This window comes from Agarivorans sp. D1326 (genome assembly GCF_056958115.1).
The window spans coordinates 191,099-207,114 of record NZ_JBTWEN010000005.1 but is presented as its reverse complement, the minus strand read 5'-3'; the positions used below and the strand labels follow the sequence as shown (position 1 = coordinate 207,114).

General features: G+C 43.3%; 11 protein-coding genes. 5 read left to right on the top strand and 6 right to left on the bottom strand.

Features of this window, described 5'->3' with window-relative positions; translation table 11 throughout:
- Window positions 1-23: 23 nt before the first annotated feature.
- On the bottom strand, window positions 24-1,430 hold the full coding sequence (locus ACYFDN_RS11770) for a sensor domain-containing diguanylate cyclase (RefSeq protein WP_483511376.1): 1,407 nt from the start codon (window positions 1,428-1,430) through the stop codon (window positions 24-26).
- A 172-nt stretch (window positions 1,431-1,602) separates the two neighbouring features.
- Between ACYFDN_RS11770 and ACYFDN_RS11765 the strand changes: the two genes are divergently transcribed.
- A complete protein-coding gene (locus tag ACYFDN_RS11765) occupies window positions 1,603-2,637 on the top strand; it encodes an acyltransferase (protein WP_338622439.1) in 1,035 nt (344 codons plus the stop codon).
- Between the two features lie 40 nt (window positions 2,638-2,677).
- Here the strand turns inward: ACYFDN_RS11765 and ACYFDN_RS11760 are convergent, their stop codons facing one another.
- A complete protein-coding gene (locus ACYFDN_RS11760; RefSeq protein WP_483511244.1) occupies window positions 2,678-3,961 on the bottom strand; it encodes a hypothetical protein in 1,284 nt (427 codons plus the stop codon).
- A 205-nt stretch (window positions 3,962-4,166) separates the two neighbouring features.
- On the opposite strand from ACYFDN_RS11760, the gene ACYFDN_RS11755 reads away from it, so the two are divergent.
- Window positions 4,167-5,264 (top strand): DNA alkylation repair protein, encoded by a 1,098-nt coding sequence (locus tag ACYFDN_RS11755; protein WP_483511375.1) that lies wholly within the window; start codon window positions 4,167-4,169, stop codon window positions 5,262-5,264.
- 71 nt (window positions 5,265-5,335) lie between these two features.
- Here ACYFDN_RS11755 and ACYFDN_RS11750 read toward each other — a convergent pair whose 3' ends face one another.
- Together ACYFDN_RS11750 and ACYFDN_RS11745 are read right to left on the bottom strand one after the other, a co-directional pair.
- Entirely contained in the window at window positions 5,336-8,713 is a 3,378-nt protein-coding gene (locus ACYFDN_RS11750; RefSeq protein WP_483511243.1) for a DUF5060 domain-containing protein, read from the bottom strand.
- Window positions 8,714-9,005: 292 nt separating this feature from the next.
- Entirely contained in the window at window positions 9,006-9,764 is a 759-nt protein-coding gene (locus ACYFDN_RS11745; RefSeq protein WP_483511242.1) for a substrate-binding periplasmic protein, read from the bottom strand.
- 354 nt (window positions 9,765-10,118) lie between these two features.
- Here ACYFDN_RS11745 and ACYFDN_RS11740 point away from each other — a divergent pair, with 354 nt between their 5' ends.
- Both ACYFDN_RS11740 and ACYFDN_RS11735 read left to right on the top strand, forming a co-directional pair.
- A complete protein-coding gene (locus tag ACYFDN_RS11740) occupies window positions 10,119-11,081 on the top strand; it encodes a choice-of-anchor A family protein (protein ID WP_483511241.1) in 963 nt (320 codons plus the stop codon).
- 272 nt (window positions 11,082-11,353) lie between these two features.
- Window positions 11,354-11,821 (top strand): carbohydrate-binding protein, encoded by a 468-nt coding sequence (locus ACYFDN_RS11735; RefSeq protein WP_016401933.1) that lies wholly within the window; start codon window positions 11,354-11,356, stop codon window positions 11,819-11,821.
- A 70-nt stretch (window positions 11,822-11,891) separates the two neighbouring features.
- Here ACYFDN_RS11735 and ACYFDN_RS11730 read toward each other — a convergent pair whose 3' ends face one another.
- Window positions 11,892-12,926, bottom strand: a complete 1,035-nt coding sequence (locus ACYFDN_RS11730; protein WP_483511240.1) for a hypothetical protein — start codon at window positions 12,924-12,926, stop codon at window positions 11,892-11,894.
- A gap of 294 nt (window positions 12,927-13,220) precedes the next feature.
- Between ACYFDN_RS11730 and ACYFDN_RS11725 the strand changes: the two genes are divergently transcribed.
- Window positions 13,221-13,775 carry a cytochrome P460 family protein gene (locus ACYFDN_RS11725; protein WP_338622433.1) on the top strand — a complete coding sequence of 185 codons (555 nt, stop codon included), beginning with the start codon at window positions 13,221-13,223 and terminating at the stop codon, window positions 13,773-13,775.
- Window positions 13,776-13,780: 5 nt separating this feature from the next.
- Here ACYFDN_RS11725 and ACYFDN_RS11720 read toward each other — a convergent pair whose 3' ends face one another.
- On the bottom strand, window positions 13,781-15,691 hold the full coding sequence (locus ACYFDN_RS11720) for a sensor domain-containing diguanylate cyclase (RefSeq protein ID WP_483511238.1): 1,911 nt from the start codon (window positions 15,689-15,691) through the stop codon (window positions 13,781-13,783).
- Between the last annotated feature and the right edge of the window lie 325 nt (window positions 15,692-16,016).

The following is a 16,016-nucleotide window of genomic DNA, read 5'->3' as shown; positions in this document are numbered from 1 at the left end:
ATAGCCTATTTAGCGGGTAAGCCTTATTCCGCCAATACACTTCTATTTCGGCCATTTTGCTTGGCACGATACATTGCTTTATCGGCGCGATCGACCAATAGACTGGCAAGGATCTCATGGGTTTTTATTTGGGCAATGCCACAGCTAATACTCATGGTAAGTAGGTTGCCATCAATATCGAGTTCGCTTTGATTCACCCCTAAACGAATCTTTTCAGCTACTTCTAGTGCCGCTAAAGCATCGCAGTTAGGCAGCAAAACAATAAATTCTTCACCGCCCCAACGGCATAAAATGTCTGATTGGCGAATATATTGGCGGGTTATTTCGGCCACTTTTTTTAAGGCTTTATCACCGACTAAGTGGCCATACTTATCGTTTACTTGCTTAAAGTGATCGATGTCGAAAATGATGATGGAGCAGGGGCTGTTGGCCCGGTGTTGAATATCTATTACTTGCTCTAAGCGACCTTCAAAGGTTTGACGATTATAGATACCGGTTAATTTGTCGGTGGATGCCAGCGTTTCTAAGCGGCGCTGATAGCGGCCTAGGGTAAAGTTAGCCACAATTAACATGCAAACCGTAACTAACAGGCTAATGCTTAAGTTTATCCAAAGCGTGTGTTTTAGATCTTGAATCGCTGGAACATCTTGCTGTTCAACAATTAGGTACCAGTTAAACTCTGGGATATAACGAGCATTCAAATAGTGTTGTTGACCGTCTTCGCTAAAGCGATAGTTGTTTTTGGCCGCGCTAAGCAACGAAGCTGCTTGAGAGGCTAAACCTTTACGTAAACTAATATTGCGCGGGCCTTGGAAGTTAGTGCCACTTAAGGTGACATTGCCTAAGGCATCGATGAAATAAACGCTGCGTTGATAACGTGTTTGGTAGACTTGAATAAGCTCTTTTACAAACTCGATGTTAAGCCCAACTCCGGTTACGCCAATCAACTTTTCTTCAAAATCGAATACTTTGTAGTTAACAAAGACCGTGGTTCTGCTTTGGTCTGCGGTGTCGTAATCGATGTTGATTTCGTACTCTTGGGAAGGCGGTAATTGGCTGACGCGATAAAACCAAGCATCATCTGGTTCATCACTGGATATGGTCTTAATGATGCCAGAGGGGTGATAGTAACGGCCACTGTGGCTAGAGACAAAAAAGCTAGTAATGGTTTGGTAGCGCTGTTGAATGTTATCCAGATAACGAATGATTGGCTGGGCATCTTTTTCGCCGGAAATCGCCCAATCACGAACAAAAGTATCTTGCGCCATCAATGATGAAATAAAGATCGGTTGCAATAAGTCTCGTTGAATTTCCGAATAAACGGTATCGCTAGTTAAAGGCAGGTGATTAGATTCAATTTGGTCTCTTAGTGAGTTATGTGCAACTTGGTAGCTTAACCATGAGGTTAGCCAAAAGGCACACAACAGCATAAAAGATAAGCCGAAAACAAACTTTCGTTTGTCATTCCATGGGCTATAAATTGGCACCTGCACTCCTTGCAAACTGGCCTTTATTCAAGATCTTAGTGTAAAGTTAATGTAAGGCTTAGGCAACCAAACTGCTGCTGGTCTTCTCGTTAATAATAAAAAGGTTAATATTGCTATGGCTAATAATCAAGTGGCTAAGCCGTCGCTGTTCTATATAGAGTGTTTACGCTTTATCGCTGCCATAGCAGTAGTGGGTATTCACGTACTTGGCCCTTATCGCGAATTGGTGCCCGAACTGGCTTGGCACGAGTGGCTTCCAGCCATTTCTCTTAATGCTATTAGCCGCTGGGCAGTGCCTATTTTTATCATGATTAGTGGCGCTTTGCTGATGTCGGATCAGCGGCCATTTAATGCAGCCCATTATTTACCAAGGCGACTTGCCAAGGTGCTTTTACCATTTTTAGCTTGGACGGTTATTTATGCCTTTGTTGGTGGTTATCAAGAAGGGGCTTGGTCTTGGGAGGCTACCGCGACTTTGTTGGAGCATTCGCCTAACGAGCATACTTGGTACCACCTATGGTTCTTTTACGACTTCATCCCTCTCTATTTTGTGATTCCCTTGCTTGCTCCCTTACTTTATAAGATGGAAAAACAACGTATTTTGCTGCTACTAGCGGCTTGGTTAGTGCTTACTTTAATGCACTGGCTCAAAGTAGAAACGCCACTTCGCCAAAACATTATTTTGTATAGCGGTTACCTAGTAATGGGCTGGTATTTATTTAATAACGACCAGCAAGCCCACTTGAAGTTTTGGTTGGCAACCGGTGGGGCGATGCTGGCATTTAATGTATTAGGCAGTGCCTTTTATATTTGGCAGCAGGGGGAATACAGTAGCGTGTTTATGGGCTATAAAAGCTTGAACACTGCGGTAATAGCCATGAGCTTATTTGTATTGATAAAAGCTTATGCTGAGCGGATACCTCAAGGAGCACGTCCTTTCATTAAAACAATTTCTAAGTACAGCTTTGGGATTTATTTAGTCCATCCTTTGTTTCTTATCCCGGTGCGTAATCCCGACTATGGCATTTATCAGTGGTTTGGCCACTCTAGCATTGCGCTCGTTGTAATTAGCGCTGCTGCTTTGGGGCTCGCCTTTGTGCTGAGTTGGTTGTTGACTCGCTCGTCGCTAACCCGCTGGTTGGTGCCTTAATGTAAAAATAGAAGTCAGCCAGGGGCTGACTTCGCTCAGTTTACCGTTGTAATTCGAACCAGTCTTTTTGTTCTAATTTTTGTGTACTTTTCCGCATTAATAAACTTGGTGTCTGTGCTATCCATTGGTCTATTAGTTGGTGGTACTCACTTTCAAAATCTTGGTAAGTTAAGGCGCTTCCGTCAGGGCGTTTTGCATAAGCATTGAAAGCATTTCTAAAGTCCGGGTTAGGTTGATTTATTCTGTCGTATTGATATTCAGGATATTCAGCGTAATCAACAACATGATACACACCGTTATCTGCAATATGTTTGAGCACGTTAATGATAAATCCCGGAGACGTTGCTTCTAAGTAGGATACTGCAATGTTGTAGTGGCCGTAGGCCACCGCACCTAATGTGCTTTCCCACTTATCGTCTAAGGGGTCACGCTGGTTGTGGCTCGATGGGCTAGCAATATGGCCCATCGCATACTCAGCACTACCTTCTAAAAACCAACGATCTACTTGGCTTAAGTAAGTTAGGTATTGATGTTGTAGAGTATGCATAAGTTCGTGTGTAACTATGTAAGCTGAGCTAGGTCTTGAGTCGTTGGTTCTCGCTGTATAGCCTACTAAGTTTCCTGTTGCCCATAAGTTACTGTTATTAAAGGCAGTGTTTAAGCAAACCAACGATTTTCCGGGTAAGGTTTGCCCAAAGCTGGTGGAGAGTTCACTGGGCAAATAGTGCGCTTGGACTAAAGCAATTAAGTTGTTGATTTGTTCTGGGTTTAAATGGCGAATTTGTTGATATAGATAATGACGTTTGGAAGTGCCGGTAGTTAAGTCTTGATAAAATGTAGGGAGCTCATCGCCTGTAACTTGCATGAACAGTGTTTCTCCACCCCCTTCATTTAAGCGTTCATACAAGTAATCTGTAGCAACTAAGTATGTTTCTAAACTAAATGGGTAACGCTGTTGAAAAGCAATTAAATCAACCCCCATTTGCCTTTTCAGCTCCTGCAATCCAAATTCAGTCCAAGTGGCAAAGCGTTCAAATAGCTCTTTACTTGTCCCGCTATTACCAAATACCAATACGTTTTCTGTTTCATAGTAAGCATCGTAGTTTCGACAAACACTGCTGTCATACATTGAAATTGAGTTGGTTGGGTAAATAAAGCCGCTGGTTTTTTTTGATTTTTGTTCGCCAAATATCTCAGGAAATTCTGGTATCGGTTCTTCTACTTGATCCGATTGGGAGCTAGCCGAGCCTCCGCCGCCACAAGCTATCACCGACAGAGATAGCAGCGCTATTGTAAGCATTTGCTTAGAGGGTAATAATTCCATTTAAAGCCTTCTAGTTTGAGATGAGTTATTTTTTGTTCAATGTATTCTTTTCTACCTTATATAAATACTTGGCGACGCCTTAATTGTGATTTGTGTCAATAGTGGTTTTGTTAATTAGATTTAAATACTTACTGATTTATTGAAACCAACGAAGAATCGTTTATACCTGCTGAAGAATAATCTTGGGGAGAATAGAGTGGAACTCATGAAAAATGGTTTAGCCGAACCCGCAGTGCAACGTATTGCTCACGGTATAGCGGCAGTTTATCCGCAGTTTGACCGTGAACAATTTGTTGATTTAGCTCTTGATGGTTTGGAGGCCTTAGAGCTAAAGCAGCGGGTTATGCATTTGATTGCGGTGTTACAACAAACCCTACCAGAAGACTTCACTGAAACGGCTAAGATACTGGTTGCGCTTCCTGAGCATTGGGATCGTGGTGACCCAGACGACAGCTTACGTGGTTTTGCTATTTGGCCAGTAACCGATTTTGTGGCAGTGGCAGGAATAGCGCATCCTCAGCAGGCCTTTAAGGCTTTGGCTGCATTAAGCCCATTATTTAGTGCGGAATTTGCTATTCGCCCATTCATTGAAAAGTATCCTGAGCAAAGTTGGGAGCAGTTACTTGCTTGGACAACCAGTGACGATGAACACTTGCGACGCTTAGCGAGCGAAGGTTGTAGGCCGCGCCTCCCTTGGGGAGCACAACTAAAAGAGCTGATCGCAGACCCTGCACCAATTTTACCGATCCTCGAAGTGCTTAAAAATGATAGTAGTTTGTATGTTCGTCGTTCAGTGGCAAATAATCTAAATGACATCGCTAAAGACCATCCAGAGTTAGTTCTGGATCTTTGCCAAGTGTGGCAAAAAGGTGCAAATGCCGATCTACAGTGGTTAATAAAACATGCTACGCGTAGTTTGGTAAAACAAGGTCATCCTAAAAGCTTCCCATTACTGGGTTATACCGCTGATCCTCAGCTAAAACTTGAAGAATTTGCGGTATTAGATCAGCAAGTGACAATGGGTGACTCGCTCACTTTTGCGTTAGCGCTGCGGGCTGAAGAAATGCAGCAAAAGTTTGTTTTAGATTACGCTGTGCACTTTATGAAAGCTAACGGTAAAACCGCCAGTAAAGTCTTTAAATTAAAGAACCTTAGCTTAAACAAAGGAGAGATGTTTGCGATAGAAAAGAGTCATTCTTTCAAAGCTATCTCTACTCGCAAATACTACCCTGGTGAGCACTTTGTGGCTTTGCATGTGAACGGGCAAGAAATTGACCGTTTAGCTTTTACATTAAAAGAGTAAATACTTACTGGCGCGCAGGCTAGCTGAGGTTGGCATGTAAAAGGGTTAGCTAAGCTAACCCTTGTTGGTTTTTATTGTGCTGTTAGCTCAAGTAAACGCCAGCGCCCACGAGCATAATCTGGCTGCCCATTGCTAGAGATTACTTCACCATTAGATGTGGAGTTGAACTCAATTTGAATCACATCTCCTTGAGTTAAAGAAATATTGTTCCAAGTATGTTTAGTGGCTTGATAGTTATTGGCTGATTTAGGATTAGTGTACTCAGCTAATTGCTGACCATTTACCACTAAGCGGTAGCTGCTTTCACCATCATTTTCTGTCAATGTAGTAATGGTAATATCGTAGTTTCCACTTTCGCTATTAAAGGTATAGCGGGCCGCTGCGTACTTGTCCTTGTAGGCACCTGCGTTTACCGCTAGCGCATTATTAGCATTGTCTTTATAAGCTGGAACAAAACCGCTCACTTGTGAAATATCAAAGCTATTAATATCTAAGCTAATTTTGCTTGTTGGCGGCAGGTTCGGTGTATTACCGCCTTGACCATCTTCGTTTAGCTCTCGGTTTGTAATAAGCACAACCCAGTCTTGGTTTGCTTGGCTAGGCGCAGTGCCAATGTTGAGTTTTGCACCACCGGTTAGGCTTAAACCTTTGCTTAATACACCACTGCGAGGGTTGAACCAATACACTTGGTAAACGTGGTTATTGTTTAGCTGAATATCGGTAGTTCCGCCGTTACGCAGGTTAATAATGTAGTTGTGTTGTAGGTCGGATAGTACCCAATCGTTAGTGCTTGACGTCGCACCGTTGTCTACTTGAAGATCTTGCAGGTTTAAACCCAACTGCTGTTGCAATATATTGCTAAAGAAGTAGTTAACATGGCCAGTTTGTTGCCATAGTTGGTCAAACTCGCGTAAGTCTTCTACCGCTAAGTCATAGGCGTGGGTACCATCATTTTTTAAGTACCAAGAGAAACCCGCACCGCCCGACATAACACTTGCCCACATCCAGTAAATACGCTGGCGAGAGCTTACATCTTGATAAGGTTTAGGCGCATGGCTACCCGAGGCTTCGGTATACGTAACGTACCATTGCTTACCGGCAGCAGCGGATTTGTTTAGCCAACTAATCGTTTCGCCGTATACCGAATTACGCGTGGCTGTAGCGCTCGCATTTTCGGGAATACTGCCATATTGAATGGTTGGCCCGCCGAAGCTAGCGTGACCTAACATATCATCGTAACGATCGTGTTGGCCTGGGTAAGTATGCAGGGTAATGCCATGATTATAAGGGTCGAGATTTTGAATATAATCCGAGTAAGATTTTAACGCTGCAATTGAAGTGGCATCTTGCTCTTCGCCTAGGTTCCATTGAACTGCAGGGTGGTGAGCAAAGCGTGATATTAACTCACGGTAATATAACTTACGCTCTAAACCTAGAGTGGCATTGTTTAGTAAGGTTTCGTTTTCAGTTTCTTGAGTCATCATATGCAGCATTAGACCTTGCTTGGTCATATGTGCAAATACGCGCTCCCATTGGTCTAACTTACTTACGTCAAAGGTGCGTTTGTTGTTGCCATTTTCTTGGTAAACCAACCAAGGATGAGCGTCACAACCGTCACCTTTCACCGTGTTAAGCATCATATAGGCGCTGTTTACTTTGCGTGAACCCAGGTAATTAACTAGGCCAATTAAGCCTTTGCCTTTGCCGCCGGCCCAACTAGGGTCACCGCTTTGCCAGTCACTTTCATGCTCAGAAAACTGGTGCAAAATGCCCTTACAAGAGCCGCCGCTGCCTTTTACGGTATTGTCAAAGTCAGCATAACCTAATAGGTTTTCTGGGCTACCTAAGCCGGCTTCAATGTAGATATTGCCTGTTCCAGCAAAGCGTTGGTAGCGTTCGCCGTTTAAGTGTTGCAATAAACCTTGGCTGCGTAAGTCTTGGCTATCAGCGGTAGACGCTGCAACGGAGAACTGTCCTTGTTGCCCATCAATATCAGCAATTGCCTGACCAGCATTGAGCTGTTCGCTTACTGCGATGTTAGTACCTTTGCGGAAAGACACTTGGTAGTTCCAATCACCCGTGCTTGGAGGCATAAAGTAAGCGCGCCAAACGTCACCTTGGCCAGCACCAGTATCGGCTGCGTTACCGTTGGCTGCAAAGTGCCCAGGTACAACGAAGCGTTGATTGCCTTGGCTAAAGGTCACGTTAAAACGATGATTAGTAAAGGTAGCGTCGTTACCTTCATCAGCAAAATAGCCTTTACAGGTAAGCTCTACGCGATGCCATTGTTGGTTTTGGTCGCTAACTTCACAGGTTTTTGCTGTGGTAGTTGCGAGCGTTTCTGGCAGTTCTAAATCTTGAGCTTCGCCATTAGCTACAGAGCTATGACGAAAAACGATGCGGTCTACTTTAAAAAACTTAGAACGCCCCGACAGAGTAAAGGTATATTCTTCACCTGCTTTCAGATTGTATATCGCATTATGCTTAGCGTGGTTTTTATCTAAACGTTTACCTGATGCCCACACAAACTGCTGATCGGCACCGCCATAAAACTTAGTATCTGAGCTTAAAATGTCTTTAGTGGCATTACCTTCGCCTGCAACGGCTTCATAGTTACCATCTAGTCGCACATAACCGTCGTTGGCTACATCGCTGCGGTTGTCTATGGTCTCTCTTGCCACGTACATATGTAGGTGATAAGTGCCGGTTTGGGCAGCGGTAAACGTATACTCTAAAGGTGAATTTACCGGACCTGAAATATAGCTATTGCCGTTAAATTCTAAGTAGCCGTTACCGGTGTAACCAGCGAGGTCAGATTTTTGTTGCCACTCGCCCAACTCTGACTGAGTATTTTCAGCTTCAATAACAATTAGGCCATTCAGCTCTTGGTATTGGGTGTTTACCGAAGGAGTACTGCCGCCGTTGTCACCGCCATTGTTGCCTCCGTTATCACCGCCATTATCACCGCCAGTGTCGCCCCCATTGTCACCACCGTTACTATCCATTTCCCGGCATACTTCGCTGCCACATTGGCAGTAACTTTGGTCGCTGCGTGAATTTACACAGTCGTTGGCAATGTTACCGTAGGTGTTTTTACACTGGGCGGTAGTATCACATTCGTCGCCATATTCGGGTTCTGGCGGCGCAGTAGGCTGAAGATCGGCACATATTCCATCTTCACACATACAATAGCTTTGGTTACTGCGCGAGTTAACGCAGTCATATGCGGTTTCACCATAAAGGCTTTTACATTCAGATGTTAAATTACATTCATCGCCTTTTACCGTAGTAAGTTGTATTGACGCAGGCTGAGCGCTGAAGCTATCTAACAATTGATTTAAGTTGATGCCTTGGCTGCCTGTTCCGGCATTGGCAAATAAAGAAAAGACAAGGCATAAGAAGCCTACTAAATCCTTGGTCTTTCTCGCTTTGTGTTTATGTAGTTTCACTGGATTTTCCTTGTGTTTGTTTGATCAACAAAGTGCAAAGAAGGCTTATCTTTATCAGTGATAAACCAGTCGTCTGGTCTGTAACGTTTGTACTTAGCGTTGAGTATTTAAATTGATTAACTTTTTATAATGTTTTTTGTCAGCGAGGATTTGAGCAATTAATTATCAATATGTAAAGTTGTAATTAATTGTTTTAATTGATTTTTTCAATCAATTTTAATCTCATATTATTTAAGGGCTGAGAATGAGGGTTTAAGCTGTTGCTCATTAGCGACAGCTGACAGAGAAAGGACTATTTTAAGAAGCCATGGGTGATCATTGGGTAACGATCGGCTATTTGTTGGTATTGGCCGTTGTTAACAATTATTGCTAAACCACGATTAAATGATTCAAGCAGCTTAGCGGCGCCTTCTGTTTTACGCGATATGAGCAAATGCACGCTACTGCTCATTACATCATTATTAGATATACACAAAACTGCCTGTTGTTGAGGACTTAAGTAACGGTTTATAAGGGTAGTTGCGGCGACTCTATCAATTAAAAATGCATCGATGCGTTTGGCAAACAGCTTTTTTAGGTTTTGTAAGTCTGAATTCACCTCTTCGATTTCATATAGGCCTTTGTCACCATTTAGCCAAAAATCTTCGGTATAGGTGTAACCTCGCACGGCGCCTACGACTTTGCCTTTCAAACTGGCTAGGCTGGTGAACTCCCCGGTTGAATTTAAGCTAACTAATACGCTTCCGCCGTACCAAAGTGGCTCGGAGTGAAAGAAATGCTCTTGACGCTCAGATTTAATCGCCCAATAAGAAGTGGCTACATAACTACCTACTCGGCTGGAGTTTAATGCTCGTTGCCAGGGCAAGTAACGAAAACTCACCTCTGTTTCTACGGCAGCAAACGAGGCTTTAACAATGGCATTTATTAAACCTTCATCATCGCGGTATTGAGAGGTGAAGGGTGGATGCTCACCGCTGGCTATAGTGATGCTTTCAGCAGCGCTCTGGTTACTGACTACCAGTAGGCTTAAACAGAGAAGGGTACGGAACAAATAAATAATGGTAACTCTCTATTGGTAATAAACACAGCTGAGTAAAAAAGCTAAAGCGTATATTAAGCGTAGTTCTCGCCTAGCTTTAAGCAAGGTTTCCAGCGGAGTATCGTTGTTCGCTAGACTGTATTTTTAATCTTGTCGAATTTTTTTACAACTAAACTCTTATTGTATTGTTTAATAATATATACAGATGAATAAAGCTATGAAAATTAAAGCTTTTACTTAGTTGGCCTAATTCCTGCTTTTAAGCTGTCAGTTTTAATAGTTTGTATTTATAAGTATTTGAAAAATATAAACTTGGTCAAATAGTTATCAGTTTTCGGTCGTTGCCGTAGTAGTAGGAAATGTTTTATGTATTTTGCAAAGTTAAGTCGATTTACGCTTGTGACCTTTTCATTGGCCTTGTCTGTTGCTTCTCAAGCCAGCGTATTAAGTGACTACAACTTAATTCTTACCGGTGATTACAACTACCAAGGTGGAGAAGTAGAAGGTCGCACTCTTCTTGGCGGCAATCTAAATGCTACTGGTCATTCGCCTACTTTTGCAACCCGAGAAACCACGGTTATTAATAAAGACACCGTGACTGTTGTTGGTGACGTTAACGCTACCAATATTAACCTTAATGCTGGCAGCTTAAGTTATGGCGGCAGCTACAATGTAAATGGCAATGTTAACCTTAACGGTGGCGGCTCAGCAGTTCAAAGCATCAGCGCTAAGAATCAACTGGATATGCAGGCTACTTTTGCTGCCGTAGAAGCGGAGCTAAGAGCAGACTCTGCTTACTTCGCTGGCCTAACCAGTAACGCAGTATTAAGTGGTAGTCATTTGTCCTATGCCGGTAGCGATAGCGTGGCGGTGTTTGATGTTGATTTTTCTAGTATCTTCGCCCAAAACAATTCTTTGTCTTTAGATGCCGGTTTAGCTGAAACAGTGATCATTAACGTATCTGGTAGCATTGTAGATATTGCTGGTGGGGTAAACCTTACCGGGAGCGGCTTTGCCATTGATGCGGGTTTAGGCAACCTTGGCGCAGAGAATATTTTGTGGAACTTCTATGAAGCGGAATCAATCAACTTCAATAACTTAGCAACTGTAGGTTCGGTGCTAGCCTTAGATGCTGATATTACTGGTGGCGCTGTATTTGACGGAAGTGTAGCAGCCAAGAGCTATACAGGTGGTAGAGAGTTTCATAGCCATGGTTTTGATTGGACTCCACCGCAAGTACCCGCAGTGGTAAGCGAAAGCTCAAGCTTTATGCTATTTATTTTAGGCTTAGCTTTAGTCATTGTGTCGCGTCGTCGTAGTCGCATCTAAGTTTCTCTCGCTTAAACCTGATTGAAAGCCTCAAGTTTACTTGGGGCTTTTTTGATCCCGTTATGCTGTTCTGTTTTTTTATAAGCGTTAACTAAATTACCCACTAGTGTGAGCGTTCACATAATCTCTGCTAAATAAATTTAACTGATGAAATAAATTCGAGTAGTTTTGGCCTTAGGCCGAATTTTGAACATCCGCTTAGCGCAGTATCAAGCCTTATCGATATTTGGTCGTAGAACATAATTTGATAGAGATAATGAGGGAGCAAATCAATGAGCGTATTACCTAAGCATATTAAAAATCTACTGCTGACATCGGCCCTAGTTGCCATGGCTAGCCTAAGCACAGCGGCTAATGCGGCGATTAAAGTAAAAGCTGAAAACTTTAGCCAACAGCAAGGGGTACAAACAGAACCTACGGCCGATGCTGATGGCGGAAACAATGTTGGTTATATTGAAAATGGTGACTGGGTGGAATACGCCATCGATGTTCCAGCTGCTGGCGAATACACGTTTTCTGCGCGAGTAGCCAGTGATACTAATGGCGGGCGCTTTGTTGTGCTGGCTAACAACGCCGAAAAAGCCACGGTAAAAGTAAAAGGAACAGGTGGCTGGCAAAACTGGGTTACCCTAGAAAATACCCTTAATTTAGAAGCCGGTGCGCAAACCTTACGCTTTAACTTTAAAGGTTCATCAGGCTATTTGTTTAACATTAACTGGTTTGAGTTAAGCGCTAAATAATTAGCAGCTAGACAAATTAGTGATGATAGAGCCTCGCCCTAGAGCGAGGCTTTTTTGTGTTTACGATGTATTAATACAGCAATGTTGCTTGGTAAGCGCCGGTGAGGCTATTAAAGGTGATTCTGGTTGAGCCTGCACTGTTTACCTTTAGGTTAGCGCCGTTTAAGTCGACAATACCATCGTTATTGTTGTCTCCAAAGTTACGTGACCAGTCATCGTAGACGTCAAACTTAAAGTCGGTGGTACCATCAAAATACACCACTATAGACCATGTGTAGTCGTCGATTAAGGTCATCGGAATCGAATTCCAGCCGCTTGGTTGACCACGAAAATATACCTGTGGGTAACGCTGTAACAGCAGGCCTTGGCCAATTTGTTCTCCGGTATCAAACAGTCGATAATTTTTGCCGTAGTAGTTATCAATATGGATATCTTGTCCATCGTTATACTCTAAATAAAACTCAAGATGTCGGTAGTATTCGATGTACTGTTGGCCACTCCATACTCCGCTAAGGCCATGTTCGTCGGCCACAATGTGACTTAAGCTTAGCGCTCGGCGGTAACTGGTTTTCCAGTTGTTGTCAGAGTAAACCATGGTCACTTTATCTTGCTCGCTATGTGATTTTGCGCGCGCTGTAACAGAGATTAAGCTACTGGCTCGGTAGGCGTCATCAAGTGCTATTGCTTGATGGCTGAGGTTTGTTTGCAGGTAGTCGTTAAATTGGTAGTTCTGTTGCTGGTTGTTGTCCCAATAGGTTTGCCCATTCACCTGATACCTAATGGCAAATTGGGTAGCGGCAACCGATCCGGCGAGTGGCAGCCTAAATGCAAAATTTTCGTAGCCGCTATGGCTTGCTCCCACATAAAAGGCCGGGTGATCTAACCACTCTCCGTTGGATGATTGGTAATGCAGCCAAACCTGTTTATTGGGGCCAATGTTTTTTACCTCAATTGCGCCCTCTAATTCGGCGCTATCAAAGCCATTTTCGAAGTATGGGGTGAAGTGAGCATGCTTTAGTCTTACTTCTTCGGCGGCTTGCGCTGCGAAGCTGAAAACCGAGAGCAAAACCCAACCAGCTATCACTTTTAGTGATTTATTTTTCATATTGCCTTCCTTGGATTGTTTTTGAGATGAACTCGCCATTAATACTGCTGCGAGCACGTTGAATATAGCAATGGCTAACAGGCTTGCTGGTTAAATCATCATTAACTAATCATTCTTCTCGTACTTTGGTACGAATGCGCTGGTGAGGGTTTTATCTGGCCCCGTTGTTTTGGGGCTGCTTAATTCAGTCCTGTAAGTAAAACTTAAAGCTGATAATTACAGCTTCTTTAGTAGGTGTGGAATAGTAGCGCCATCGTTAAGCGTTGTGGTGTTGGTCACTGCCGAGGAATAAGCATGTTTAAATATATAGTAAGTGGGCTGTTGGGTTTGAGTATTAGTTTTAGCGGAATGGCTAATGCCAATAGTTATGCATTAAATCAGGTATACGCTGAGTTAGTTGGTACGCAGGGTGAGATTGCTTTTCCAGCTGATTTTCAGCGTAACCTGGTTCATTTAGGTACAACGGCGGTAATGAGTGAATCCATGCGTGTGCAAAATTTGAATGGTATTTATACTCAAGCAGCGGCTGTCGAAGCATATAACAGTACCGGGAAATGGCCCGATGGCACCTTATTTGTGAAAGACGTGAAGTTAGTCAGTAGTGAGCGTTTAACCACTGGTTTGGTATATCACCAGCAAGCTAACGATGTATTTTTTGTCATGATAAAAGATACGCAAGGCCGTTTTGCTAATAACCCTCATTGGGGTGAAGGTTGGGGGTGGGCGATGTTTGACGCGACACCAACGGTAAACGTGAGCGAAAGTCGCGCTCAATGCCAAGCTTGTCATGCTCCACGTCGTGATAATGATTGGCTGTATACCGATCAATATCCTGCGTTACTAAACTAGCAGGTTTATCGGTTGTTTTGAACTTGTTCAGCAAGCTCTTGTGGAGCGGTCGTCACTCTATTTCGTCCTTGGCTTTTAGCTTCATATAAGGCTAAATCTGCTCGATGCACTAAGTGGTTGGTGGCTTCGTCACAGAGGTATTGAGCCACGCCAAAACTGGCAGTGATTTGCTTATCAGGTAAAAACAATTTGGTTGCGATAGCGGCGCGTAGTTTTTCTGCCAATTTGTATGCGCCTTCAAGATCGGTAAGTGGGCAGACAACCAAAAACTCCTCGCCTCCCCAGCGGCCAACTTCATCTATTTGCCGAACTGTTTCTTTTAGGCTCGCGGCAACATCTATCAACACATTGTCACCAGCTTGGTGGCCATAAATGTCATTGATTTGTTTGAAGTGGTCTATATCGATGATGATTATGGCAAATTCTTCATCTGCTCGCTTATAGCGTTGAGCTTGTTGCTCTAACAGTTGATCGAGCTTTCTTCTGTTGTGAGTCTCGGTAAGGCTATCGGTGCTGCTTAAGGCTTCCATGGCTTTGTGCAAAGTAATGTCGTGAGAGATTTGAGTAAAGGCGTAAATCTCACCGTGGCTATCTTTTCTTGGTGTTATCACGGTATCTATCCAAAGGGTTTTTCCTGAACTGGTTTGGTTTTTTAGCTCTCCCTGCCAAGGTTTGCCAGCTAATATAGTGTCCCAAAGATCTCTATGTACTTTGGTTGAAGTACTAGGGTGGCGAATTGCCGCGTGAGTTTTTCCAATCATCGATTTTCTATCTACTTCAAAGGCTTTGGCTGCGGCGCTACTAAACTCGGTGATAACTCCTTTAGAGTTTGTGGTACTAGACATAATGTGTTGGTCTAACAGTTTGCGGCTAGCACGCAGCGCATGCAGAGTGTCAACCAGCTTGGTTTGCAAATTAGTCGGGTAGATGGAGACCAGCCAAGCTAAAGGTAAAGCTATCACCAATATAATCAACGTACTGGTTAACACCGCATAACGGCTATTTTTATAGAGTTCTTCAAGCGCATGTTGTTTAGGTTGTTTAAGTACCCACAAACCTTGTTGGTTGTTAAAGCTGTCTTCTAAGTCCATACGATAGTTGTGTTTAGCAGCCATTAAGGCTGGGCTTAGTTCGCCAATTAGCTCTGGGTATACTTCGCTTAATGCTCCTCGCTCGGGAAAATAAGCGCTCCAAGATTTGCTAGGGTCGGGATGACTTAAAAGCTCACCTTGAGCGTCGATTAGGCTAACCAAAAAAACCGACGAATATTTTAAGGCTTCGATGAGTGGGCCGGCGTCAATATTCAAGATGATGATGCCGCGAAACATCTGGTTTACGTAAACCGGTGTGGCTACACGCATAGTTGGTTGAAGAGGGCGCTGTAGTTCACCGTTTTCGAAATTTAGGTCTACATGAGAGTGCCAAATCTCGCCTTCCAGCAGCGCCTTAGTTTCTTGAAAGTAATAGCGCTGAGATTTGTCTTGTAATTGATCATCTAGCACCAGTTGAAAGTCGCGACTTTGCGGGGAATGATTAACTCTTACTTGCTCATGACCAAGCTGGTCGATATAACGCAGTTGCAATAGCTCTGGTCGCGCCTTGGCTAAGGCTATGAATAGCTGGCGCAGTTTAAGGCGGGGAAGCGTGGTTGCTTGGTTAGCGGTTAATACCGCGTCCAAGGCATCACTTGAGCTTATAGCGATTAAGGTATTTTCAAAGCTAGAGATAATGTCTTCTATGGCTTCTCTGGTGTGCAAATCTTCCAGTTGCTCGCGCTCGTCCAGCAGTGATGAGATGGCTAGTTTTTGGTAATGCCAGCCAACCAACGATGAGAAAAATGTTATTAACAAACTAAAGAGAACAAACACCAAAGCAATGCGTAGATGAATTGTTTTCCGTTTGGATAATAATCGCACTAATGGTGTCTCGCTATTAAATAGCCTTACTTTAGGTATAACCAATAAACCCATAATTTCTATGTGTCATACAGAATTTGTGACAGTGATTACTGAGTTAGGGTCAACTAGGTTTTAGTCACAAAACGCGCACTTATAATGGCTAGGTAATCACCGTGCAGCCAAATAGAACTTGCCTTTGCTGCAGCGGAAAAAAGTGGCTAAATCACTAGGCTTTTTTGCCGTAAAAACTAGCCTGCTATTGTTTTGAGCTTAGGTGAGCTAAATATGATTATTGTTTGCCTTTCTTGGTTTTTGGCTTGGGTATAATCGGCAAAAAAACGAG